A 24,237-nucleotide genomic window follows, 5' to 3' on the forward strand; every position below is an offset into this window, starting at 1 on the left:
AATTATGGGGGAAACCTTTCTGAAGAAAGGTTCCTCTGACGGAGGCGCGCCCCTCTGTCACTGCGTGACATCTCCCCGCACTGCGGGGAGTCACCCCCATACCCCTTTCCAAAGACTTTTATCTGGTTTTTTCGCAGATAGGGCGCTTCTTAAATAAAAAAAGACCTGCAAAAATGCAGGTGCGCCCTATCTGTGAAAAAACAAAACGAAAGTTTTAGGGAGAGAGTTTGAGAGAAGCCCCTTTTTAAAAAGGGGTTCTCTCAATATTAAGCATAAAATTTCTACATGGGTATTATGGTTATTCACGTAGGGCTGTATATTTCTTTCTTTTGTTTTCAGCAAGCTGCCGTAAGCTTATTCTTGTTCTCCGCTCGAAAGTACAAATGACTGATCCGTGCTGAATATAAACGCATTATAAGGCTGACTTGTTTTTTCAGCAGCATTTTCTGCTTGTTTCCGTATCTCCTCTGATTCCAAAGCTGCCTCATGAATCTGTCTGTTTATTTCAGCATTCTTTTGCATCTGCTCCTGTTCTTCCGCGAAAAGGTCGCCGCTGAACTCTACATAATTTGTCGTTTTTTCTGTTTTTTTGCCAAGTTCAGCAAAATCGCCCTCGATATTGCCGCTATGAACGATTATATGCTCATCTCTCCCGTCGATACTGATATCAACAGTCGGATCGCTCTGCGAATCATACATAAAATGAGTGATATAAGGCTCATACATACGCATAGCAGCCTTTATACTGCTGTCAGCAGGCGTTTTAAATGTCTTGACAGCACTGTTTTCACTGAATCTCATGGTCTGCACCTTGTCATCAACAAGAGCTTCATCTGCCAGATTGTAAGGCTCATACCAGCTGAGAGTTTCAGTTAAGTCTTCATATTCTGCCGCATCTGCAAAGAAGTCCTTTCTGTTAAATGCAGACTTGTTCTCTTCAGGCATAGCGTCTGAACCGTCGTAATTCAGCGATGTTTTCCATAGCTTATCAGCTTCGGGAAGTATATATTCTACCAATCCGCCTAATTCTTCATCATAGCAGCTTGTCATCATATCGTAGTAATACTTCTCGCAATCCTCATCATAATTGCAGTACAGCACCTGAGTCTGCAAGGTCTTTACAACATCATCGTACTTGAAGATATGAACGTATGCGAACGAAGCAGCGGTTGCTCTTTTGCCGTCCTCGTCAACGAGCAATGCGTATTTGTCTCCCGTAAACGCATTGCAGGCCGCTCTGTACGCCTTGTAGTCATTGGCTTCAGTGCTTATATCTCCGATAGCCTCGATATCCTTATTTGTAAACTTGGCTTTTGACTCCGCAGCCGCAAGGAAGTTGGATTCATTGTAATCGCCTGTATACTCAACAGCATATATCTGATTTGTAAGAACTCCCTCTATCTCCCTGACGAACACACGGACATTTATATCGTCTGTGTTCTCTGCCTCAAAAGGACAGCTGTATAAAGGAGATATAAGAATATCGTCCTCGATGTACTCGCTGAGGGGCATATCGTAGACCTTATAATCATTGACCTCGGTCTCTCTCTGTATCTCGGAGATCATGTCACGGTACTTCCTGTTTGAATCCGTACCGAGATCAGCCATGAACTCCTGAAAGAAGACAGTCCTCGGCAGAACTCCTATGCAAACCACAGCCGCCGCAGCTATTGATACCCATTTCAATACGGGAACAGCCCTGCGTCTGCCCGTGACATTCTCAAGGTCGCTTACGGTCAGCTCGCTGTCTGAAAAATCCTGATCTGTCTCAGGAAAAGCTCTTGCGGAGATCTTTTCAAAGCAGTCAACGTTAGATGAAAGCTCCGACATCTTATTTCTGAGCTCCTTTTCAAGCTCATCCGCTCCGTTTATTCTGTTATCTTTCACTGCTGTTCACCTGCCTTTTCCTTTAATATGGATATTGCCTTTTGATATCTTGATTTTGCCGTAGTTTCAGGGCATTTCATTATTTTAGCTATCTGTCTGAACGTAAGCTCGGCACAGCAATGCAGTATCACCGTTTCCCTTTGCTTTTCGTTCAGATATTTCAGAAGCTGATTTATGTAAATACTGTCCTCCACAGTCTTTTCAGCCTCGCCGTAGCTCTGTATGATAAAATTCGAGACCTCTCGTTTATGTCTTCGGCGAAGCTCCAATGCAACGTTGCGTGCAATAGTGAGAATAAAGCCCTTTCCGTCGCCCTTTTTCGGCGAGAACTTTTTCACCTGCGTAAGTCTGACAAAGGTCTCGATGACGCAGTCCTCTGCAAGATGATAGTCCGATGTAATACCGAAGGCAACCGCAAAAACGCTGTCCTTGAACATGGTATAGAGAGTATTCAGGCTCTCCTTTGAATTTCGGCAGCTGATAATAAGATCATTTACTGTATTATCCTCTTCCGCAGGCATACTACGTTCCTTATTCAGTACATTAGTAAATATCGCTCCGTCACCTCCGCTTAGTAATTTAGTTTCGGCGTCCATTTTCCTCACTCCTTTCAAGTATCAGAGGCAGGGACAATGCCCTGACTTGCAAGCTCCTCTGAAGCTCCTGATGAAAGCTTTCATAAATAAGTGATTTCAGACGCCGAAAAAGACGAAATAATTTCAAAAAAATTTTCGAATTTTGTTAGCACATCAAAACAAAAATTCTTTTTACTATCCGCAACATGAATTATATCACTTACGCAAATAAAAATCAAGAAAATCATAATTTGTAGGGGCGGATATTATCCGCCCGTTGAAAAAATGTAGGGGACGGTGTCCTCGACGTCCCGTTTAGGGAACGCCTTCGTAACTGCGGGACTTTGCCCCCCCACCAGAGGCGCTGCCTCTGACCTTACCGGTACGTCCCCTCTGTCCTACGGACATCTCCCCATTTTATGGGGAGTCACTCCGCCAAAGGAACAAAGTCCCTTTGGAATCCCGTTCATGGGCTCGGCAAGTTTTTGTTTTAATTTATGATTTATTACAAAAAGCTCCGAAGCATAACCACTTCGGAGCTTTACTATTTTTAATAGAATGTAGCCACAGGCTGCTCGGGAGCCTCTGCCTTTCCGATACTTCTCACAAGAAGTACAGGACCTTTTCCGCGGTAGAGCTTGTGCTTCTGAACGCTTATCACGCCCGAAACAGTCACCCATTCCTTGTTTGCAGGCTCTGCCCCCTCCTCATACTGGGCTACCAGCCAGCAGTACTGGATATCCTCGACACAGCAGGTCATGATATGACGTCCCACCGCAAAGGTATTCACAGGGAACTTCTCATTCTTGGCAGTAAGCGCCTTGAATGTCATGGTCTTGCCGTCATATTTCATAGGCTCCTCCATGATATCTCTGTACCAAAGAGCGAAGTCCTTGTCCTCAAGGGTTATCTCGTCGGCTTCAACATCAAAGGGCAGCGGATCTTCGATATCGTCATAAGCAACCTTGCCGTCAGTATATTCGTAAACTATCTCGGCACGTCTGCTGACGCCTCTTACTACCTTGTGGAACTCATTGGGATCATAGCTCTTTTCAAAGCGGTTGAAAACCACCATTTCAGCGTTATTGAACTTGTCAACAACGAGACTGCGCATATTGGCGTTGTAGTTATTGAATGTAGTCGCGTCAACAAAGCACATTACCTGCGCGATAGTTGTCTCGTCAGGCATAGCCTTGAAGAAGTCGTCCATGAGCCACATACCGTTGTATTCAACGACTACGCGCTCAGCGCCGCTCTCTTTGAGTATCTTCGTAAAGTTCTCCATAGTGAACTCAGATTTATCGTCGATAACGTGAGTAATGACATTCTTCTTTGGCATACGGGAGATATCGTACTCCTCCACGCCCTCCTCACAGATAAGAAGAAGTGTCTTTTCGCCCTTGTTGAAGCGCTTATCCTCTAAGGTCTCCTGTATGAACTTGGTCTTTCCCGATTCAAGGAAGCCAAGGAACAGGTATATCGGGATCAGTTCGTCCTGATTAGGCACAGTCCATTCTCCTTTCTATCAAGCCTTGAAAAGCTCTGCAATAGCCTCTTCGTTTATCTTTGAGCCGATAACGCAGAGTCTGCCGATAGTGCCTGCACAGCCTGTGCGGACATCCGGCACACCGGGAACATAGTCATAGTGTATCCACTGACCGTCAGCACCTGCAACGATACCCTTTGCACGAAGTATCATGCCGTACTTCTCCTCGTTGCCAAGAGCCTCAAGAGCAGACTGTATCTCGTCCATAGTGTAAGTTCTTGTAGTCTCTCTGCCCCAGCTTGTGAATACCTCGTCAGCATGGTGGTGATGATGTTCGTGGTCATGGTCATGATCGTGGCAGCCGCAGGTGCAGTCAGGACCGTGATCGTGGTGGTGGTCATGCTCATCATGGTCGTGATCGTGATGATGATGTTCGTGCTCATCATGGTCATGATCGTGATGACAATGCTCATGCTCGTCATGATCGTGATGACAGTGCTCGTGCTCATCGTGGTCGTGATCATGGTGATGATGTTCATGCTCCTCATGATCGTGGTCATGGTGGTGATGATCGTGATGTGCAGCCTCTTCAAGGAGCTCCTTGAGCTCGTCATCAAGTGTATTCTTCTGTGTCATAGCGTCAACAAGCTGCTTGCCTGTGAGCTCGTCCCACTCAGTAGTAACTATAGGAGCAGCAGGATTCTTCTCGCGGAGGCTCTTTACGCACTCGTCCAGCTTATCCTGCGAAAGACCGCTTGTGTGGCTGAGAATAAGGCAGCTTGCATAGGTTATCTGATTGTCGAAGAACTCGCCGAAGTTCTTCATGTACATCTTGTACTTCTTTGCGTCTACAACTGTAGTGAAGCCGTCAAGCTCTACATCGTGAGCGTTGATGTTCTGAACAGCGCGGATAACGTCGCTGAGCTTGCCAACGCCCGAGGGCTCGATAAGGATACGGTCGGGAGCATAGTCTGCAAGGACCTTTTCCAGAGCCTTGCCGAAGTCTCCCACGAGACTGCAGCAGATACAGCCCGAGTTCATTTCGGTTATCTCAACGCCTGCGTCCTGCAAAAAGCCGCCGTCAATACCTATCTGACCGAACTCGTTCTCGATAAGCACCATCTTTTCGCCCTTGTAGCCCTCCTGAATGAGCTTCTTTATAAGAGTGGTCTTTCCTGCGCCCAGAAAGCCCGAGAAAATAGTTATTTTTGTCATGTAAAACACTTCTTTCTAAAAAATCGTTCAAAGAATATTATATCACGTTGACAAAAATAAATCAAGCCCTATTTAGGCACAAAACGTCTGCGTTTTACCATGATACTTATAAAGAAGTTTTATGCTTATTATTGAGAGAACCCCTTTTGAAAAAGGGACCCTCTGACGGAGGACGTCCCCTCTGTCACTGCGTGACATCTCCCCGCACTGCGGGGAGTCACTCTCAAACTCTCTCCCTAAAACTTTCGTTTTGTTTTTTCTCAGATAGGGCGCTTCATAAAATAAAGAGTCCTGCAAAATGCAGGAGCGCCCTATCTGCGAAAAAACCAGATAAAAGTCTTTGGAAAGGGGTTCGGGGGAGAACCTTTCCTCAGAAAGGTTTCCCCCGATAAATAACTATAAACTTCTGTATAAGCATCATGGTTTAACCCATGCATTTTGTGAAAAAGTCGTCTATAAGGTCGATAAGCTCCTGATTGAAGCCGTTATACAGCTCCTTATCCACAGAAGCATAATACTTTTCCATTTCCTCGTCGGGGATATCCTTGCCGTACTTCTCCTTTAAAGCCTCGTATTTCGGACTAAGCACGTTCTTCTTGTAATCCCTGTACTCGGGAGTATAGAAATAGGAATTATGTCCGTTCCTGCCCTCCTCGGTAAAGACCTTGTACTCGGCATCGGGATTGGTTATCTCATCCTTATGGGCGATAACAGCCGCCTCCTCATAGCCTATGGTCTCGTCATCATTGCCGTGTATAACAAGCACGGGAATATCAGCCTTGTTTATGCCGTCCACAGCCGACCATGAGGAATCCTTGCCGAACTTCATCTTGTTGTATGTCCAGACAAAGGGGTGAAGCAAGATACCTGCCTTGCCGTACATACTGTCGCAGGAGCTTGCCAGCTGCTCATAGGGCGTATTGTAGCCCGACATGGTAATGCAGCCCTTTATATCGTGGTCGAAGTTCAGTACTGCCGCCGCCGCATAGCCGCCCCAGCTGTGTCCCAACACATATGTATCCATTTTTCCAAGCTCGGGATCGCTTTCGGCGAAATCAAGCGCAAGGTCAAGGTCGATCACAGACTGAGCAAGCCCCTTGGAGCCCTCTCCCGCACTGTTTCCGCTGCCTGTAGCGTCATAGGCGAAGATTCGCCAGCCGTCGTCAACAAGCTTTGTCAGCAGCTTCAAGTAATATTCATGTCCGCCGCCTATGCCGTGGGCAAAAACAATAAGTCCCTTGTCGTTGCTGCCGCCGTAGATATAGCCTTTCAGCGTATTCTCACCCGACAAGAAGCTTACCTCCTGACGGGGATAATCGTTTTCATAGTGGTCATAGAAGTATGTAGCTGCAAATCGTCTTTCGGGATAATCGCCGCGTCCGAAATTCTTGTTCATCTCCACGCAGGTGATAACATAGCCTACAACGATAGAAATTATAATAAAAAGCGCTATAAATATAAGAATGGCTCGCTTTTTGCTCTTTTTACCGTTTTTACTCATATCTTTCTCCCCTTATATAAACCAAAACGGCTGCCGCAACCGCGGCAGCCGCCGTATTTTACTTATTCAACAGCACCGACAGATGAGATGACCTCAGTAAGCAGATTTGCAGGGAGCTGCTCATATCTTACGAAATCAAAGGTAAAGCTTCCCATGCCTCTTGTGGTCTGACGGAGATACATTGCGAAGTCGTGCATCTCACGCATAGGAACCTCTGCCAGTATCTGAGTGATACCGCTGCCGACAGGCTCCATGCCGAGAACTCTGCCTCTGCGCTTGTTGAGCTCGCCCATGATATCACCTGTGTTATCGTCGGGAGCTGTTACCTTGAGCTCGCCGATAGGCTCCAGCATTACAGGATCAGCCTGTCTGAGACCTTCCTTGTATGCGATAGAAGCGGCTGTCTTGAACGCCATTTCCGATGAGTCAACGGGGTGATAAGAACCGTCAACCAGTATAGCCTTCAGACCAACAACAGGACAGCCTGCCAGAACGCCCTTCTTGACTGACTCTTCCAGTCCCTTCTGTACTGCCGGGAAGTAGTTCTTAGGAACAGCGCCGCCGAATATCTTCTCCTCGAATACGAGGGTATCGCTTACGCATGGCTCGAACTCTATCCAAACGTCACCGAACTGACCGTGACCGCCTGACTGCTTCTTGTGGCGTCCCTGAACCTTTACCTTCTTGCGGATAGTCTCCTTGTAAGCTATCTTAGGAACTGTAAGGTTGACCTCAACGCCGAACTTGGTCTTGAGCTTAGCAGCTGCGACTTCGATATGCTGCTCGCCGAGACCGCTGAGTATCTGCTCCTTTGTAGTCTCGTCCTGCTCATATGTGAGGGTAGGATCCTCCTCGATAAGACGCTGCATACTTGCGGATATCTTAGCCTCGTCGCCCTGAGCCTTAGCCTTTACAGCCATTGAATAGCAAGGTCTCGGGAATTCCATTTTGCCGAACTCCACAACTCTTGAAGAGTCTGAGAGAGTATCGCCTGTATTTGCGGAGATCTTGGAAGCTACAACGATATCGCCTGCCATTGCTGCTGATACCTCTGTCTGCTTCTTTCCGCAGAGTGAATAGAGCTTGCCTATCTTTTCAGCTGTGCCTGTAGTGGAGTTCATAACGTCACTGTTAGCTGAAAGCTTGCCTGACATAACTCTTATAAATGACATTTTTCCTACGAACGGATCGGCAACTGTCTTGAATACGAAAGCTGAGAGCGGATCGTTCACGTCGCACTTTACCTCTACAACATCCTGTGTAGGAGTGTAAGCCTCGGCTGCGAATACCTCGTTAGGCGACGGGAGAAGCAGCTCTATCTCCTTGAGGAGCATATCTATACCGCCGAGGTCGGCAGCAGATGTGCATACTACAGGAGTGATGATACCTCTGTTCATACCGTCGTGGATACCGTCGATAAGCTCCTTCTGAGTGAAAGCCTCGCCCTCGAAGAACTTCTCCATAAGCTCCTCGGAAGTCTCGGCAACAGCCTCTGAAACAGCGGCTACGAGACCGTCGATACGATACTCGAACTTCTCGGATATCTCAGCTGTAGGCATTTCTGTCTCAACAGGATTGCCCTTAGCGTCGTATTTATAGCACTTCATCTCGATGAGATTAACGTACTCAACTATCTGACCGTTGCTTACAACAGGAACAACTACAGGGCAAACTGTAGGACCGAAAACGGTCTTGAGCTCTGTGAGCACGTTGAAGAAATTAGCGTCCTTGTCGTCAATCTTTGTAACGACGAACATCTTTGACTTACCCTGCTTTACAGCCTCCTCGTAAGCCTTTCTTGCACCTACCTTAACGCCCGACTTAGCGGAAACGGTTATCATAACAGTATCAGAAGCTCTGATACCCTCGATCATTTCAGCAGCAAAGTCAAACAGACCCGGTGTGTCAAGCAGATTAACTTTAAGATCGTTATATTCAAAGGAAGCAAGAGAAGTACCGATTGAAATCTGTCTCTTGATCTCTTCAGGATCGTAATCGCAAACTGTTGTGCCGTCAGCAGTCTTTCCAAGACGGTCGGAAGCTCCAGCCTTGTAGAGTATTGCTTCTGCAAGAGAAGTTTTTCCCGAGCCGTTATGGCCTGCAAATGCTATGTTTTTCACCTTGTTTACATCATATTCTTTCATGACAAAGTTTCTCCTCTTAAATGGTTTATCCGTCCGATATTCACGGCATACAAATATTATAATTCATTAATAAAAAAATTGCAATACTAACATAAAATTTTCTACATTTTATAATATGCGTTCAATAGTTTGTTGTGTATTTTTTACAAAAAGGTCTTCTCCGCATTTACTAAATAGCTTAACTTTCCCCAATGCGCAGAAAATCCCGAAATAAGCCGTCCCCCAGATAAGCCCGAAAAACAGCATAACAGCGAGCTTTTCGATACCGAGCCCGAAAACATGAACAAGAGCCTCTGCAGCCCACATAGTCAGAAATGCCAGTATTACGGGCAAAATCAATGTTCCACAAAGTGCCCGCCGAGCCTTTGCTGCTTTCGTTACCTTTACGAAACGCATACAGTTGCCGAAGATATTGCTTGCATAGTATGATACCACTATGCCGTAAAAGCCGATTTGCGGCACAAAAATAAGAACTGCCGCAATCCTTATGACGTACTCCGCAAGGTAATTCATTGACGAAAAGCTTTGGAGCCCCAGCCCTTTTATTATGGCTTCGAGAACAATCTCCATGTAGATAAACGGCACAACTGGAGCTATTATAGTTATCATAGTACCTGCCAGCTCTCCGCCGCCGAGAAGCTCCCCTATCTGACTGCCGAACCGCATGAGTACAGCCGCCGCAAATACGGAAAACATCAGCGTCCACGCCTTTATGCGCTCCGTAAGTATTTTTATCCGCAGGCTGTTTTTCGCCGCCTTTGCCCGGGCAGCTTCACTGACTATTATCCCCGACATGGAGCATAATACTACCGACGGAAAGAAAAGCGTAGGAATGACTATTGCCTCGAAAACGCCGAATTTTCCCAGAGCGTCCCCTGCTGAGTCACCGTACTGCCGAAGACATACGGGTATCAGCGCGTCATTGGTGCTGCTTAATACAGCCGTCAGAACGCTGCCGCCCATTATCGGAAAGGAAAAAGCGGCGTACTGCCTGAAGCTCAGCGAGCAACGTCCCGTTCCCTTGACTCTGAACCTTAGATAAGCAATGCTCAGAAACAGCAGAGACATGGTATTGCCTGCGATTATGCCACCTATCATAATCCCGCAGACAGCGTCCTCTGTGCAGTTTTTCACTGAACAGGTAGCAGCAATAATGACAGTGCATCTTGTGATAAATTCGGCTATATCGCCTGCTGCTGTGACCGCAGCCCTGCGTGCGGCGTTGAAATAGCCTTTAAGACAAGCCGCCACAGCTCCCGTAACAAGCGCAAAGGGCATGAGCCGCAGGGCTGCGGTCATATGGGCGCCGCTGAAGAAACGGCGGCTTATTGGCTCCGCCAGTAATATCACACCTGCCGATACAGCGGCGCTCAGCAGCAGGCAGAGCTTCACCCCATATCCGAGGATACGATTCACATCACCGCAGGGCTTGCCGAATTCCTCCGAAACAAGGCGGCTTGTGCATAGAAATGCGTTGCCGTTGGAGAGTATTCCTGCAAGTCCCAGAAAAGAGCCCATAAGGCTCAATATACCGATAGCAGACGTTCCAAGCTGTTTGTTTATGAATACGTTGAGCAGCAGTGCTGCGGAGTCGAGAAACAGCTGCATTGCCGTAAGCAGCAGCGTATCGCGGACTACCTTGCTTTTTATCATCACAGTTCCTCCGAGTTTTTTCTACATTTTATGGGAGAAAGACTGTAAAAATGACAAAACGGACGCGCAAGGGGAGCCCCCTTTGGCGGAATCGCAGGTTACCAAATATGAGCCGTTACTTTACGGCTCGGTAGCCCGCTTTTTCCGTTAAGGGGAGCAGCCTAATGTGCGTCCGTTTTTCCCGTTACAAATAAAACTTCCTTGCGTAGGGGGCGATGCCTACATCGCCCCGTTGGTTTACATAACAATTGGTAGGGCTGATGTGGGTGACTCCCTGTAGTACAGGGAGATGTCAGCAAAGCTGACAGAGGGTACGGGTGCCTGTTAGGCATCAGCCCCTACAGTGTGTCATTCGTCATTTTATCGAAATTGCGGTCGGATAATATCCGCCCCTGCTGATCACTATGCACTAATCACTAACTACTATACACAGAAACGTTTGTTCAATACGTAGAATCTCAAAATTATTTTTCTGAAATTCAACGTGTTCGCGTTGAAAAAATCCCCTTTTCGGAGTATATATGAAAGGCGTTATCTCTTTTTGTAGAGAATAAGCTCAGGCTCAGCGCCGTCCTTTCCGTAGGAAGCCACCATAAGAAAATCTGCGTTTGCCAGCACACCGAAGCACCTTCCGTTCTCAGCTTCAAGCTGATTGCCCAGATACGTAGCGTTGTCGTCCAGAAGCTTCACCACACAGCCGCTGGGCATAGGATAGGCAAGATTCACATAGCTGCCCACCAGAGCGTTAAGTTTCTCCACCTTTGGCATACCCTTGATATCAAGCGCATTGAACTCGTCAATGAGCTGCTTTTTGAATTCCTCAAATCTGCCGCCATCCTCGAGCTCCTTATGATTCTTCCAGTAATCAAGCTTTGGCAGCATATCCTTCATATGGACACGCGCCTGTTCCTCAGAAAAGCCATTGGCAGCCATATGCTTAACGCAAACGTTGATAAGCTCGTCCATATCGTGATACGTATAATTACCGTCGGCATAGCACCACTTGCAGTAATTCTCGTTGAAGCTGCCGTCGGTCTCCTTGCTGATAAGCTCGTCCTCAAGGGGCATACCGCAGCACTGACATATCAGCTTTCTCGGCGAGCCCAAAATAGTATTTATCGATACACCGAAGATACCCGACAGAAGCTTCAGCGTTTCCGTGTTGGGCACTGTATCCCCTGTCTCCCAGCGTGATACAGCCTGACGGGTAACGAATACCTTTTCGGCAAGCTCTTCCTGTGACAAACCGTGACTGTTTCTTAGTTCAAGTATAATATTTTTGGTTTCCATATCATCACCTCTGATGTTATTATAACATATCGTGAGAAAAAAACAAGCAACTGTCTGTTGCTTGTTTAAAAGTCATTAGATTATGTAGGGGCGCTTTCCGAGCGCCCGTTATTCCCGTTGCAAATAAAAATGCCATGTGTAGGGGCGAACAGTGTTCGCCCGAAACAAACGCGGTTTGTCATACACGGGCGCAGAGCCTGCGCCCCCTTGCCACGTTGCCGCTCGTAAACTCGCTCACTATTATCAACACCGATAATCGTACATCGCTTACAGCACATTACATGGGCGGATAATATCCGCCCCTACATTGTCCTTACTTTTTAAGAAGCCTGTCCAGCATTACCTGACGGCATTCCTTTTCGAGAGTATCATCGAGAGCTTCAAGAGCGATATGCTCGGTCTCTCCCCTGTTTATGCAATACTCTATCATGTAGTCCGATATCTCGGGATTTTTCGACAGACAGGGACCGTGGAGATAAGTTGCGATGACGTTTTTCTCGCAGTAGCCCTCGGCTTCGCTTTTGGAGCAGTTTCCGTTGCCGAAAAGCACCTTTCCGAAAGGAGCTTTTACTCCCTGAGTCTGACCGCCGTGATTCTCAAAGCCCACCACCTTCACAGGCTTTCCCGTGAGCTTGGTCTCGATGACGATATTGCCGATACAGCGCTTTCTGCGGCTGTTGGGAGCTACAGTGAAATAATCGAAAAGTCCCAGTCCCTTGATGTCGTTGCCGTCAGCGTCACGGTAGTATTTTCCCATGAGCTGATAGCCGCCGCAGATAAGGAACAGGAACGTTCCGTTCTTGTAAGCCTTGACGATACCGTCCCTGCATTTCAGCAGGTCTGCGGAGATATGCTGCTGTTCGAGATCGGCTCCGCCGCCGATGTAGATAAGGTCGTAGGCGCTGAAATCAGGCATTTCTGAATCAATGGAATACTTGTCTATCTGACAGTCGATACCGCGCTTTTTGCAGCGGAAAGCCATGACCTCCATGTTGCCGCTGTCGCCGTAAAGGTCAAGCATATCGGCGTACATATGAAGAATTTTTATAGTTTTCATTTGTTACCTCCATGCTTTGCGATATAGCGTTTCAGAGCCGCTCTTGTGGGCTGTACGGCAGTATAATTTGCGATGACGAACTTTCGGCTCTCGGTGTTCGCAAGCTCCTCGACAGCTTTGTCAAGGTCGGGGCGGACTACTATCTTCGCAGGATCGTATCCGGCAGTCTTTATGCGTACTGCGATATCATAGGCTCTTGTGCCCGAAGTAACAACTCTTGTCACGCGCTCGAAGATACTGAAATTGATATCATATATCCACGAAACGTCCAGACCGTCTGCGATATTATCGTTGAGCACGAAAAGAAGCTCCTTTTCGCCCTGCATTTCGTTCATTACACGGAGAGTCATATTGGCGCCCACAGGGTTTTTGGCAAGATTCAGCGTAGCCTTGCTCTTTCCCAGCATGAAGTTCTCCATACGTCCGTTTTTAACTGTGTAGCTGTTGATAACTCCGTCAACTATCTTCTGGTCTATGCTGTAGAGCTTAGCTGCTGCCGCAACAGCGGTCATATTGTAGACATTGTAAATGCTGTTGAGCTTAGGCGAATAGGTATGACCGCCAGCCGTGAATACAGGCTTTTCAAGGTCGATATCCTTTGCGGTGATGTAGGGCTGATAGTCTCCGAAGCCGCACTTCTTACAGATGAACTTTCCGATGTGGGAGTACTGATAGTACTCATACTCCAGCGGCTCGCCGCAGAACGGACAGAAGCGTCCCTCGGAAGCTTCAAATATCTTCTTTGTAGCAAAGGCATAAGGCTCTGCGTGGAAGTACTTAACGTTCTTGTTGTTAGGATTAGCCCTGCCCAGACGTGCTGTATTGGGATCGTCGCCGTTGAGGATAAGATTGCCCTCAAAGGTCTTGCAGAACCCGTTTATTTTCTGGATAAGAGTCTCCATTTCGCCGTTTCTGTCAAGCTGGTCACGGAAGAAGTTCAGCACCACAAGGGTATCCAGCTTCAGCTGTGAATACACTACAGGCACATGGGATTCGTCAGTCTCCAGAATGAGGTAGTCAGCCTTGACCTTTCCCGACATATCGCAGTATTTCAGCAGCATGGAGCATATTCCCGTATCGAGATTATTGCCCTCCTTGTTGATGATTATCTTCTTGCCGCTGCGCTCAAAGAGCTGTGCGATACAGTTGGTGACAGAGGTCTTTCCGTTTGTGCCTGTTACGGCGATTATGGGGCAGTCCACCTTAAACATTGACACTGCCTTGTGCCGTGACAGATGCCACAACACGATTCCGGGCAGATTTCCCGCATTACGGTGCATAAGCTGTAAAAGCTTGACTATTATCTTTCCTATTAATATCAAAAGTCGTTTCAATTTGATTTACTCCGTTAATTCAATTTCCTGTGTAGGACACTCTTCCGTCCTCGGAGAAGCCTACCCAGCCGCGGTTCTTAGCCGCCTTTATACCAAGAGACACCGATGTCTCCAGCGACGGTGTTATCCTTGTAAAGCCGAAGAGATGAGCTACCTCACGAAGCAGGTCTTCACGCGCCATAGCCACCTGACGGGACATTATCTCCTTTATGCCGACTGCTATCTCCTCGGGAGCAACATCGTCGATATCGCGCTTTTCGTCGTTCTTATAGACGGTGCGGCACTTGTCATACTCCTCGGGCTTCTGCGAGCTGAGCCATACGTACTCGTTCTCGCCTGCCTGAGTAACAGCCGCGTCTGCCTTTGCAAAAGCAGTATCGAAGAGTGCCTTCATATTAGCTCCGGGACGGGATATTCCCCAGCAAGAAAAGGTCTTTTTCGCAAGGACTTTCTTGTTCATTGGAGCCTCAGCCGCAAGTATATCATTGATACACTTGGTTATCTTTGCTGTTGCCGCCTCTGTAAAGTTCTCAGAATTTCCAAGTGCCTTTATCTTGAAGGACTTGAATTCGTCGAAGCTCTCTGCAAAGCCGCTGACTTCCTCGGCCTCGAAAACTATCTCCTGCTTCTTCTTTTCCTCAGCCTTTGGAGCTGAATCAGGATCGCGGAAACGCTCCACAGCCGCGTCAATCTCAGCCTTTATCTTGCCGAGCACCTTTTCCTTGTTATCAAGCCAGTCGATGATATAAACGCTCATAACGTTCCAGCCAAGACCTTTGAGCACACTCGGCTGAGACAGCGTTCTGTCGCTTGCTGTGCCGTTATGGAAGTTAGCTTCATTGCCGCAGTTTATGCCCATGATGTAGCTGTCAGGCTTGTCGGGATTTACAACTGCAACATCTATCTTGTAGTCCGAGCAGCCCACACTGCACTTGCAGTCGTAGCCAAGCTTTTTCAGCTCAGCCGCAACAACTGTCTCAAAGCCCTCGCTGCTGCTGTTTGAGCCTGCCCTTACAGGAAGAGCGCTTCTGCCCTTGGCGGCAAATTCAAGGAATCCCTTGAGTCCCTCAACGCCGTCTGAGCGTGTACGTGAAAGGTCTATCATATCGGGGGTGATGACAGAGAATACTATCATCTGGCACTTTGAACGTGAGATTGCAACATTAAGACGTCTCCAGCCGCCGTCACGGTTAAGAGGACCGAAGTTCATAGACACCTTGCCCTCCTTGTCGGGACCGTAGCCGATAGAGAACATGATAACATCACGCTCATCGCCCTGTACGTTTTCAAGGTTCTTGATAAGTATGGGCTCATACATCTCGTTGGCGTATTCTTCAAGCTTAGGCTCTGCGCGGTAAGCGTCCATGAGCAGGTCGTCGATAAGGTTCTGCTGCGGGAGACTGAATGTAACGACGCCGATACTGAGCTTTCTCAGCTTTTCGTCTCTCAGTCTGCGGCATATCTCCTCAACAACTGCCTGCGCTTCGGCTTTGTTTGTACGTGTGGAGCTCTTGTCGTAGTAGCCCTCAACGTGAACCCAGCTTACCTCCGAGACCTGATCGTCAGGGGACGGGAATGTGTAGAGCTTGTTCTCATAGTACTTGGAGTTGCTGTATGCGATAAGGCTCTCATGGCGTGAACGATAGTGCCAGAGCAGGTGCTTCTGAGGCATTGAAAGTGCAAGACAGTCGTCCAGTACGCTTTCAAGGTCTTCCTTTTCGTAATTCTCCTCGTCAACCTGATTTGACGCAAAGAAGCTTGTAGGCGGCAGCTGTTTCGGATCGCCGACAACGATGACATTCTCGCCTCTTGCGATAGCTCCTACAGCCTCGCAGGTTGGAAGCTGAGAAGCCTCGTCGAAAATGACAAGGTCAAATTTGGGGTAAGACGGATCTATATACTGAGCCACAGATATAGGGCTCATGAGCATTACAGGACACATTCTGCGGAGCAGATTTGGTATGCTGTCGAAAAGCTTACGGATAGACATCATACGTCCGCCCGACTTTATAGCCTTTTGCAGTATGCCTATCTCCGAGCTGTTAGCGGAGCTGCCGGGCGTCGGTATCTTAGCCGAAAGGTCAGCCGCAAGCTCCTTGATAGACAGTGTTGAGAAGTTGTCCAGTACCTCGCCGAATTTTCTGATAGTCTCCTCAAAGAGAGTTCCCTGAAAACGTGAAAGTACGCTGTTTCGTGAGATAGTACCTGTCACCATAGCCTTGCTGATATCGCAGTCAAAGGCAGGGATAAGCTGCTCCGTAGGCACCTCGCCGTTCATGTATGCCTCGGCAACATTGCCGATACCAAGCTCTCTGAGCCTGCTGCATATAGTGACGATACCCGTCCACTCCTTGAGCATTGGCAGCTCGTCGATAACGGCGTCCGCCTTCTGCTGAGCGTCGCTGCCCCAGTTTTCGCCTGTTATGAGCTTGTCCGTGTTGATACCGAAGCTGCCGCGGAGCTGTGAAGCCACATTTTCCAGAGCTGCATAATCCGCAGTTATCTTTGAAATATCGCCGTTTACGCCTGTTGTAAGACTTGCGCAGAGCTTCTGCTTTATCTCGGGCGAGAATGTTGAAGCCGCCACTCTTTCACCCAGCTCCGAGGAACGGGCAACTATGCCCTCTATTGCATTCCAGTCGGCATTCTCGTCAAGCTTCAGAGTACCGAAATACTTCACCAGCTCGGGCTGAGCCGATGTGACCTGAGCTTTGAGAGCTGCGAACTGATTTATCTTGTCGTAATACTGCGTTATATTCTCTTTGGTTACAGTTGAAGCCGATTTCGCATGAGCTGCAAGCTCCTTAACCAGCTTTTTGCTGCCCAATGCCTTGCCTATGAACCACTTGCCCTGTGCGGTTTTCCAGCGCACCAGAGCGTCCGAAGCATTGTAGCCGAGGACTGAGGGCTCGAACTTTTCGAGAAGCTCGTTCTTGACGCTCATAAGCTGCTTTCCCGTGCCCATAAGCGCCTGTGCAGGCTCCTTGAAGCCGTTCCAGCGGCTGTCGGCAATGATATCGGGGAGAAGCTGCTCGCCCTTTGCAGAAGCCGTCATTATCTCCGCAGCAAGTCTGCATTCCTCAAAGGTCATCTCGCTGCTGCCTGTGAATGCTGCTATCTGAGCTGTGTCGCTCTGTGCAGCTGCAAGAGCTGTTTTAAGCTCGCGGAGCTTCGCCTCCATAGCGCCCCTTGTTTCGGGAGTACACTCGGTAAGCTCGCAAACTCCGAGGGCAGTAGTTGTCACGTCGCCGAATTCACGACCTGCCGCAGCAAGGCTCTCCAAGGTCTCTCGCCATGTGGAATAGGAGGTCTCGCTCATGGCGTCAAGCTGTTCATTGGTGAATGTGAACTTGCCGCCGAAGCTGCTGTTATGCTCGTATCTTACAGCCGCGTCATACATGGAGCAGCCGAAGTTGCGCTTCTTGTGTATCTCCTCCATGGTGCCGTTGAGCTCTTTTCGCATTTCAGCTATCTTGTCAGCCTGAGCCTTGTACTCCGCAGGCTTCTTGATACGTCCTACGTTGAGTGTCTCTTCAAGCTGATTGAGCACGGCTCGCTTCTGAGCCTTGTTTGAATGGAGCTCGATACAGAACGGTCCCAGACCGACCTTGTTGAGACGCTTTTCAACAACTGAGAGCGCCGCCATTTTCTCGGCAACGAAGAGTACGGATTTTCCCTGATACAGCGCACTTGCTATCATGTTGGTGATAGTCTGCGACTTACCGCTTCCCGGAGGTCCGTGAAGCACGAAGCTCTTGCCCTGAGAAGCCGCATAAACTGCCGCAAGCTGTGAAGAATCGGCACTGAGGGGTACAACTAAATCAGTAGGAGCTACCTTGTTGTCAAGGTCAAGGGGAGATATGTACAGGTCGTCTCCTGCCCACTCGGTCTTGCCCGAGATAAGGCTTGCCACGACTTTGTTCTTTGCAAGCTCGTCAGCGCGGTTTCGGATATCGTTCCACATGATGAAACGGTTGAATGAGAACTGTCCGATGAAGGCATAGTCCACGATATCCCAGCGGGGCTGAGAAAGTATGCCCTGTCTTACGGTGTTAAAGATAAGCTGCAAGTCAACGCCGTTCTCGTCCTCGGGAACGGGATCAAGTCCCTTTATGTCGATACCGTAGGTCTGGCGGATATACTCCAGCATGGTGATGTTCACCTGTGTGTCCTCGTCGCGCATACGGATAACATAGGACTTCTCCTGTACCTTGCGGATAATATCCACAGGTATCAGCACAAGAGGCGCATAGCGCGGCTTGTCGCTCTTTTCGGTCTCGAACCACTTCAGGAAGCCAAGTGCCAGATATATGGTATTTACGCCGTTTTCCTCGATGCTCACCTTTGCCTGTCTATGGAGCTTCTTCATGGTCTTTTCAAGGTCTGTTTCAGATAAAAAGGTACGCAGGCGGTGACTCTTGAACTCCGACTGGGAGATATTGCTAATGAGGTCACGGTCGTTTTCTATCTCGAATATCTTGCTGTCAGACATCTGCAAGGTCATATCGTTGGGCATCGGCATTACCTTGAAGTCCTCGCCCTTTGATATCTCGTCCTCCAGTACGCCTAAGTCGCTTATCATCAGCTGAACGCTCATAGCTGTTGCACGGAAGTTAAGCAGGCTGTTACGCAGGCTGAGGTCAAGGAGCTTTCTCTCCCACATCAGCTGCTTTGTCACCTCTCTGCCCTCTGCGTTGGCAATGCCCTGCTGGGCTATCTCGTTGGGAGCCGAGGTTATCTCTGATTTCTTTCTTGCGCCGTAGTCCACAGCCTTGAATGTGCCGTTTTCCGATACCTTTGAGGGCACGGGACGGATTCCGCTGGAACGGGTACGGCTTATATCTATGGCAAAGCAGAACTTTGACTCGTCGTCAAGTGCCGATAAAGCATGGCTCTCGGCACTGTCAAAATCAGTGTTCTTACCTGCGGTAAAGTCGGTGCACTCCACAAGACTGAGGGCGTCGATTCCGTGAGCGGCTCTCTTTGTGACTGCCGACATATCGTATTGCAGGCAGTCCGAGAAGGTCTCCTCCTCAAGCCAGCAGCCTGCAAAGGCGTGTCCCTGTATCATTATGATGAGAGGGTTAAGTCCAACAGCTTCAAGGCAGGAAGTGTACAGCACTGCAAGGTCAAGGCAGGTTCCCTGCTTGGATCCAAGGACTGCGTCGGGCATACGTATGCGCTGAGCCTGCTCAAAGCTTGCAGGCGGCATAGCATAGGCGATGTTCTCCTCCTGTAATGCCGCATAAACTGCGCCCATTTGCTGCTTGACTATATTTGGGTTCTTGGACTGATAGCCCGTAAATGCAGGATCGCCGCACCATTTTTGCAGGTACTTTCCTGCCGCAGCCACTATCTCCTGAACCTTTGGGTGATTGGGCGAAACAAAGGCAGCAACGGTCTCGGGCATGAAGTTTATCCCCGACCACTGATCGTATGCAAGAAGCTCTATTGTACGCGTCTCCTCAGCAATGACCTCGTCCCCCTGCAAAGCCTCTATAGTAACACTGCCCACAAGCTTTTCAGTGAGACTGAAAAGATAGTCCGCGTTTAAGATGATATTTATGGGAGCTGTCTCAACGGGCTGAGACGGCTTCAGGTCTACAGGCACTGATTCAAAGGTCTTTGCAAACTCTGGTTCAAACCTTATCCTCAGCTTTACGCTTGTCAGTTCCTCGTCGGTGTTGTTGGTCATGACGATATTTCTGAAAACGGGAACATAGTTCTGCTGCATTGCGAAGTTTATCTGCGCGGTCATATTGCCGCTGAATGTGATCTTGTTCTCCATACGATCCTCCATTCTGCCCCTCGGCGAAAAAATATACACTATTATGATACCACATTTTGCTTTATTTTACAATATTTAACGCAAAAAAAATCAAACAAAAAAGCTCCCGAACGGGAGCTGAAAAAGCATCAGTTAGTCTTTATATCTTTAAAACAGTGTGAGATATCGCCGTCAGAAGCCAGATCACTGCTTGTGAACTATGACTCCGCCTGTCTTGTAAATGCTGTCTGAGGGGATAACTCCTCTTACGCAGCTTGTGGGATAGATGTTTGAGTTTCTGCCGATGATAGTTCCGGGATTGAGTACACTGTTGCAGCCTACCTCAACGAAATCGCCAAGCATTGCACCTATCTTCTTGATGCCTGTCTCTATCTTTTCATCGTCTGACTTTACCACAACATTGGTCTTGTCGGACTTTACATTTGAAGTGATAGAGCCTGCTCCCATATGTGACTTGTAGCCGAGGATACTGTCGCCTACATAGTTATAATGAGGAGTCTGCACGTTATCAAAAAGGATAACGTTCTTCAGCTCTACCGAGTTGCCCACAACACAGTTATCGCCCACAAGTGCGCTTCCTCTGATGAACGCGCCGTGGCGTACTTCGGTATTAGCTCCGATAATGCATGGAGCTCCCAGATATGCTGTGGGAAAAACCTTTGCGGTCTTATGTACCCATACGTTTTCGGAAGGGTTATCGTACTCGTCCTTGCTGAGCGACTTGCCCAGTGTGACTATAAATTCGCTGATACCCTTGAGAGCCTCCCAAGGATATGTGAACTTGCTGAGATAATCCTTTGCCGCTGTATGAGAGAGGTCATAAAGCTGGTTTATTTTTACATTTTCCATTTTTCCTGACTCCTATTCCTGTAATTATATACACAGATATAAATATTATACTCCCCTGCGCTGAAAATGTCAATATAGCAGGAAGTTTTTCTTCACGTTTTTCGTTTAAGCTTTACATTTCAGGAAAAATATGGTAAAATATAAGCGTTCCCTTTCAGGACATTTACTATGAAACTCCGCGTCAAACAGGAAGTGTTGACTATGAAATATAAAATTATCGGTCTGCTGAAAAGTCCTGTGACGGGTATGCTGATATTCCTGTCAGCTGTTCTTATGTTTTCCCTCACCGCCTCATTAGGACTGAATGAGGACTCGGAAGCGGCAGGAAAATTTGCAGTTGCCGCTGTCAGCGCTGCTGCGGATATCGTCAACGACGAGCTGACTACCTGTCCCGTAACTACCTGCACAACGACTACGACTACCACCACGGTTACTACCACTATTGCAACTACGACCTCCCCATATGAGGTCATACAGCCTGACCGCTCCGCAGGTACTTCGCCTAACAGCGCATTCTATCAGGAAAGACTTGCAGTCGCAGGAGATTCTCTTGCACTTGGCTTCTGCTATTACGGCTTCATACCCAAAATGCATAATATTGCGGCAGACTCCGTATCCATGTGGAATCTGGACTACTTCACGTTCAATCACGGAAACGGCGAGCTGGGCTTGGTGGATTCCATTGAAGAAGTCCGTCCGAGACTGCTGTATATGTCCGTGGGTATGAACGATATAAATATGAATTCCTCCGAGAAATACGTGAAGCGCTACCGTGAGGTCATCGACGAGATAATGAAGCGTATGCCCGAGATAAACATCGTTGTGGCAGGCATAACCCCTGTGTGCTCTGAGTGCACTGTGGTCAAGAACAGCATTATCCGCGAGTACAACACGGCTCTTGAAAAAATGGTAAAGGATATGGATTCGCCGCAGGTCGTCTATTTCGACGTTTATTCAGTGGTCTGCGACGATAAACAGGATCTCCGAGATGAGTATTCCTCGGGAGACGGTATGCACATCTATATCCCATGCTACAATGATATACTGACTGCTCTGTTTGATTTCCTCGATACTACGGATTTCAAAAAGCGGTTGGGAGGATAAGGTACATTAAACGGGCTGTCGAGGACGCCAGCCCCTACATAAAAAAGGCGTGATATGATATCACGCCTTTTTTATCATGTATTCTTGTCTACCTCGTGGAACTTCTTGAGGTTGCCGATTTTTTCGTTTCTCTCGTCGAGAACTCTCTCTACCTCAGACCAGTCAAGTCCCTGATTTGCACAGAGCACCATTACGTGATAAAGCAGGTCGTTTATCTCATTCATGAGCTCGTTGTTGTCGCCGTTCTTTGCAGCGATAACTGTCTCGGTAGCCTCTTCGCCTACCTTCTTGCATATCTTGTCAACGCCCTTTTCAAAAAGGTAGCAGGTGTAGGAATTCTCAGCAGCTGTACCGTTCTCGAACTGCTTCTTTCTCTCCTTGATAACTTCAAAAATTTCCTGATAAACTGTCATTATTCATTCTCCTCTGTATTATATATTTCGTTGAAAAAGCAGCTGTAGCTTCCTGTGTGACAGGCAACTCCCGTCTGCTCAACATTCACAAGCAGGGTGTCGTTGTCGCAGTCGCCGTAGATAGAAACTACCTTCTGCAAATGTCCGCTCGTTGCGCCCTTGTTCCAGTACTCCTGACGGGAACGGCTCCAGAACCATGTATAGCCTGTTTCGAGAGTCTTTTTCAGGCTCTCCTTGTTCATATACGCAAGCATAAGAACAGTTTTTGTGTTGACCTCGTAACATATCGCAGGGATAAGCTCTCCCTTTACGAAGAATTTGTCAAGGTCGTTCATGTCTATCTTTATCATTATTTTTACCTTTCGTTTCAATAATCTATCCACCACTCGGGAGTTATATCGCCGAGCTTTATGACCTTGCCCTTGCTGTAATCGAGCATTATCTCGATATCCTTATAGCTTTCAGGCATAAGCTGCACCATAAGCTCACGGCAGGCTCCGCATGGAGCGCCCTTGCCTTCAAAGGGTGGTATGCAAAGCACCTTGTCTATCTCGTTTTCGCCATTGGTTATCATGCTGAATATGGCATTTCTCTCAGCGCAAATACCAAGTGAGGAACAGGTATCAATACATACTCCCGTATATATTTTCCCCGATTTGCTCAGCACAGCTGCCGAGACCTCGCCTGCTGTAACATATTCGGATATGCGGCGCGGCGCAAGAACAGCTTTTGCAGCTGCATACATCTCCTGCCATATCTTGTCCATGGTTCATCGCTCCTCCTTTTCGACAGGTTTACCGTTTTCGTCAAAATTTGCACGGAGCTTCATCATAACTGTGGTCATTGAACAGCTCATAGCAAGCACGATGATAACTGTTGCTGCAAGCGAAACTATAGCTGCTGTTTTTTCACTTGCAAGAAATGCCGTATTCACAGCGGCTGTCGTCAGCACGATACCTGCGATACCTGCTCTTATCCAGTACTTGCCGCAGGTCTTGTTGGCAAACTCCCATGTGTCACGGCTCTTTTTTGCACTCTCAGTCAGCACTCCGATTTTCATTTCGGAATCCTGCGGAGCGTGGAACTTCATATAATAGCCGCCAAACAGAGCTGCCGCAGAGAAAATCACATCCAATATCAGAAAAAACCAAAGCATAGCTCTCACCTCACGTACAAAGCTTATCTGACTATTACGCCCTTACCGCGGCAGTAGTCCTTGACCTCGCCTACGGTGAGCTCCTTGAAGTGGAAAAGTGAAGCCGCAAGAGCTGCGGTAGCTCCTGTTTTTTCAAAAACCTCATAGAAATCGTTTATCTTGCCTGCTCCGCCGCTGGCGATAACAGGTATGGAGCAGTTGTCGCATACAGCCTTCAGCATAGGGATATCGAAGCCCTCCTTTGTGCCGTCTGCGTCTATGGAGTTAAGACATATCTCGCCTGCTCCCAGCTTTTCGATAGTGTGTACCCAGTCGATAAGGTCTATGCCCATGTCCTTGCGTCCGCCGTTTATATAGACTGTCCACTTGTTGTCGGCTATCTTCTTGGCGTCGATACCTACGCAGATACACTGGCTGCCGAAGATATCAGCTCCGTCTTTGATGAGCTGTGGATTCTGTACAGCCTGAGAGTTTACCGAGACCTTGTCTGCGCCTGCTCTCAGCGCCTCGCGGATATCGTCAACGGTCTTGATACCGCCGCCCACTGTAAGAGGTACGAATACCTTTTTCGCAGTATCTCTTACTACGTCGAGGAAAACTCCTCGTCCCTCAAATGAAGCCGTGATATCGTAGAATACTATCTCGTCAGCGCCCTGCTTGTTGTACTCCTCGGCACACTCAACAGGATCGCCTACATCACGGACTCCCTCAAAATTCACGCCCTTGACTACCTTGCCGTTTCTTACGTCAAGACAAGGGATTATTCTCTTTGCAAGCATTATTTC

General features: G+C 48.1%; 18 protein-coding genes. 1 reads left to right on the plus strand and 17 read right to left on the minus strand.

Features of this window, described 5'->3' with window-relative positions; all coding sequences use genetic code 11:
- Positions 1–354: 354 nt before the first annotated feature.
- The 12 genes from T497_RS0110890 to T497_RS0110945 form a co-directional block, all read right to left on the minus strand.
- Entirely contained in the window at positions 355–1,887 is a 1,533-nt protein-coding gene (locus T497_RS0110890; protein WP_028515651.1) for a hypothetical protein, read from the minus strand.
- The gene (locus T497_RS0110895) at positions 1,884–2,483 is read right to left on the minus strand and encodes an RNA polymerase sigma factor (RefSeq protein ID WP_028515652.1); all 600 of its coding nucleotides are present in this window, start codon (positions 2,481–2,483) and stop codon (positions 1,884–1,886) included. Before T497_RS0110895 ends, T497_RS0110890 begins: the two co-directional genes overlap by 4 nt.
- Positions 2,484–3,012: 529 nt before the next feature.
- Entirely contained in the window at positions 3,013–3,969 is a 957-nt protein-coding gene (locus tag T497_RS0110900; protein WP_028515653.1) for a TIGR03943 family putative permease subunit, read from the minus strand.
- An 18-nt stretch (positions 3,970–3,987) separates the two neighbouring features.
- Positions 3,988–5,163 carry a GTP-binding protein gene (locus T497_RS0110905; RefSeq protein ID WP_028515654.1) on the minus strand — a complete coding sequence of 392 codons (1,176 nt, stop codon included), beginning with the start codon at positions 5,161–5,163 and terminating at the stop codon, positions 3,988–3,990.
- Positions 5,164–5,587: 424 nt separating this feature from the next.
- A complete protein-coding gene (locus tag T497_RS0110910; RefSeq protein ID WP_028515655.1) occupies positions 5,588–6,664 on the minus strand; it encodes an alpha/beta hydrolase family protein in 1,077 nt (358 codons plus the stop codon).
- A 62-nt stretch (positions 6,665–6,726) separates the two neighbouring features.
- Positions 6,727–8,808 carry an elongation factor G gene (gene fusA, locus T497_RS0110915; protein ID WP_028515656.1) on the minus strand — a complete coding sequence of 694 codons (2,082 nt, stop codon included), beginning with the start codon at positions 8,806–8,808 and terminating at the stop codon, positions 6,727–6,729.
- Between the two features lie 108 nt (positions 8,809–8,916).
- A complete protein-coding gene (locus T497_RS0110920) occupies positions 8,917–10,461 on the minus strand; it encodes a polysaccharide biosynthesis C-terminal domain-containing protein (RefSeq protein ID WP_028515657.1) in 1,545 nt (514 codons plus the stop codon).
- 531 nt (positions 10,462–10,992) lie between these two features.
- Complete coding sequence (locus tag T497_RS0110925) at positions 10,993–11,751, minus strand: zinc ribbon domain-containing protein (protein WP_028515658.1); 759 nt, start codon at positions 11,749–11,751, stop codon at positions 10,993–10,995.
- Between the two features lie 313 nt (positions 11,752–12,064).
- Entirely contained in the window at positions 12,065–12,808 is a 744-nt protein-coding gene (locus T497_RS0110930; RefSeq protein ID WP_028515659.1) for a type 1 glutamine amidotransferase, read from the minus strand.
- Entirely contained in the window at positions 12,805–14,142 is a 1,338-nt protein-coding gene (locus T497_RS0110935) for a Mur ligase family protein (RefSeq protein WP_037324952.1), read from the minus strand. The genes T497_RS0110930 and T497_RS0110935 overlap by 4 nt, the downstream gene beginning before the upstream one ends.
- Before the next feature lie 19 nt (positions 14,143–14,161).
- A complete protein-coding gene (locus T497_RS0110940) occupies positions 14,162–19,930 on the minus strand; it encodes a DUF3320 domain-containing protein (RefSeq protein ID WP_028515661.1) in 5,769 nt (1,922 codons plus the stop codon).
- Between the two features lie 183 nt (positions 19,931–20,113).
- The gene (locus tag T497_RS0110945; RefSeq protein WP_028515662.1) at positions 20,114–20,779 is read right to left on the minus strand and encodes a UDP-N-acetylglucosamine pyrophosphorylase; all 666 of its coding nucleotides are present in this window, start codon (positions 20,777–20,779) and stop codon (positions 20,114–20,116) included.
- 201 nt (positions 20,780–20,980) lie between these two features.
- On the opposite strand from T497_RS0110945, the gene T497_RS0110950 reads away from it, so the two are divergent.
- The gene (locus T497_RS0110950; protein WP_028515663.1) at positions 20,981–21,883 is read left to right on the plus strand and encodes an SGNH/GDSL hydrolase family protein; all 903 of its coding nucleotides are present in this window, start codon (positions 20,981–20,983) and stop codon (positions 21,881–21,883) included.
- Positions 21,884–21,957: 74 nt separating this feature from the next.
- On the opposite strand, the gene hisE is transcribed toward T497_RS0110950, so the two are convergent.
- Genes hisE through hisF form a run of 5 tightly spaced genes read right to left on the minus strand, consistent with a single transcriptional unit; the run spans position 21,958 to position 24,231 of the window.
- Positions 21,958–22,296 carry a phosphoribosyl-ATP diphosphatase gene (hisE, locus tag T497_RS0110955; RefSeq protein ID WP_028515664.1) on the minus strand — a complete coding sequence of 113 codons (339 nt, stop codon included), beginning with the start codon at positions 22,294–22,296 and terminating at the stop codon, positions 21,958–21,960.
- Positions 22,296–22,646: a phosphoribosyl-AMP cyclohydrolase gene (gene hisI / locus T497_RS0110960; RefSeq protein ID WP_028515665.1), complete on the minus strand. Its 351-nt coding sequence runs from the start codon at positions 22,644–22,646 to the stop codon at positions 22,296–22,298. The genes hisE and hisI overlap by 1 nt, the downstream gene beginning before the upstream one ends.
- Positions 22,647–22,663: 17 nt before the next feature.
- The gene (locus tag T497_RS0110965) at positions 22,664–23,062 is read right to left on the minus strand and encodes a cytidine deaminase family protein (RefSeq protein ID WP_028515666.1); all 399 of its coding nucleotides are present in this window, start codon (positions 23,060–23,062) and stop codon (positions 22,664–22,666) included.
- A gap of 3 nt (positions 23,063–23,065) precedes the next feature.
- A complete protein-coding gene (locus tag T497_RS0110970) occupies positions 23,066–23,452 on the minus strand; it encodes an SdpI family protein (protein ID WP_028515667.1) in 387 nt (128 codons plus the stop codon).
- A 23-nt stretch (positions 23,453–23,475) separates the two neighbouring features.
- Entirely contained in the window at positions 23,476–24,231 is a 756-nt protein-coding gene (gene hisF / locus T497_RS0110975) for an imidazole glycerol phosphate synthase subunit HisF (protein ID WP_019678610.1), read from the minus strand.
- Between the last annotated feature and the right edge of the window lie 6 nt (positions 24,232–24,237).

Origin of the sequence: Ruminococcus flavefaciens MA2007 (genome assembly GCF_000621845.1) — a bacterium.
Classification (GTDB): domain Bacteria; phylum Bacillota; class Clostridia; order Oscillospirales; family Ruminococcaceae; genus Ruminococcus; species Ruminococcus flavefaciens_E.

Excerpts from the sequence above, each read along its gene's own strand:
- T497_RS0110895 (WP_028515652.1), bottom strand. The coding sequence starts at position 2,483 with ATGGACGCCGAAACTAAATTACTAAGCGGAGGTGACGGAGCGATATTT.
- T497_RS0110905 (WP_028515654.1), bottom strand. The coding sequence starts at position 5,163 with ATGACAAAAATAACTATTTTCTCGGGCTTTCTGGGCGCAGGAAAGACC.
- T497_RS0110910 (WP_028515655.1), bottom strand. The coding sequence starts at position 6,664 with ATGAGTAAAAACGGTAAAAAGAGCAAAAAGCGAGCCATTCTTATATTT.
- fusA (WP_028515656.1), bottom strand. The coding sequence starts at position 8,808 with ATGAAAGAATATGATGTAAACAAGGTGAAAAACATAGCATTTGCAGGC.
- T497_RS0110920 (WP_028515657.1), bottom strand. The coding sequence starts at position 10,461 with ATGATAAAAAGCAAGGTAGTCCGCGATACGCTGCTGCTTACGGCAATG.
- T497_RS0110925 (WP_028515658.1), bottom strand. The coding sequence starts at position 11,751 with ATGGAAACCAAAAATATTATACTTGAACTAAGAAACAGTCACGGTTTG.
- T497_RS0110930 (WP_028515659.1), bottom strand. The coding sequence starts at position 12,808 with ATGAAAACTATAAAAATTCTTCATATGTACGCCGATATGCTTGACCTT.
- T497_RS0110940 (WP_028515661.1), bottom strand. The coding sequence starts at position 19,930 with ATGGAGAACAAGATCACATTCAGCGGCAATATGACCGCGCAGATAAAC.
- T497_RS0110945 (WP_028515662.1), bottom strand. The coding sequence starts at position 20,779 with ATGGAAAATGTAAAAATAAACCAGCTTTATGACCTCTCTCATACAGCG.
- T497_RS0110950 (WP_028515663.1), top strand. The coding sequence starts at position 20,981 with ATGAAATATAAAATTATCGGTCTGCTGAAAAGTCCTGTGACGGGTATG.
- hisE (WP_028515664.1), bottom strand. The coding sequence starts at position 22,296 with ATGACAGTTTATCAGGAAATTTTTGAAGTTATCAAGGAGAGAAAGAAG.
- hisI (WP_028515665.1), bottom strand. The coding sequence starts at position 22,646 with ATGATAAAGATAGACATGAACGACCTTGACAAATTCTTCGTAAAGGGA.
- T497_RS0110965 (WP_028515666.1), bottom strand. The coding sequence starts at position 23,062 with ATGGACAAGATATGGCAGGAGATGTATGCAGCTGCAAAAGCTGTTCTT.
- T497_RS0110970 (WP_028515667.1), bottom strand. The coding sequence starts at position 23,452 with ATGCTTTGGTTTTTTCTGATATTGGATGTGATTTTCTCTGCGGCAGCT.
- hisF (WP_019678610.1), bottom strand. The coding sequence starts at position 24,231 with ATGCTTGCAAAGAGAATAATCCCTTGTCTTGACGTAAGAAACGGCAAG.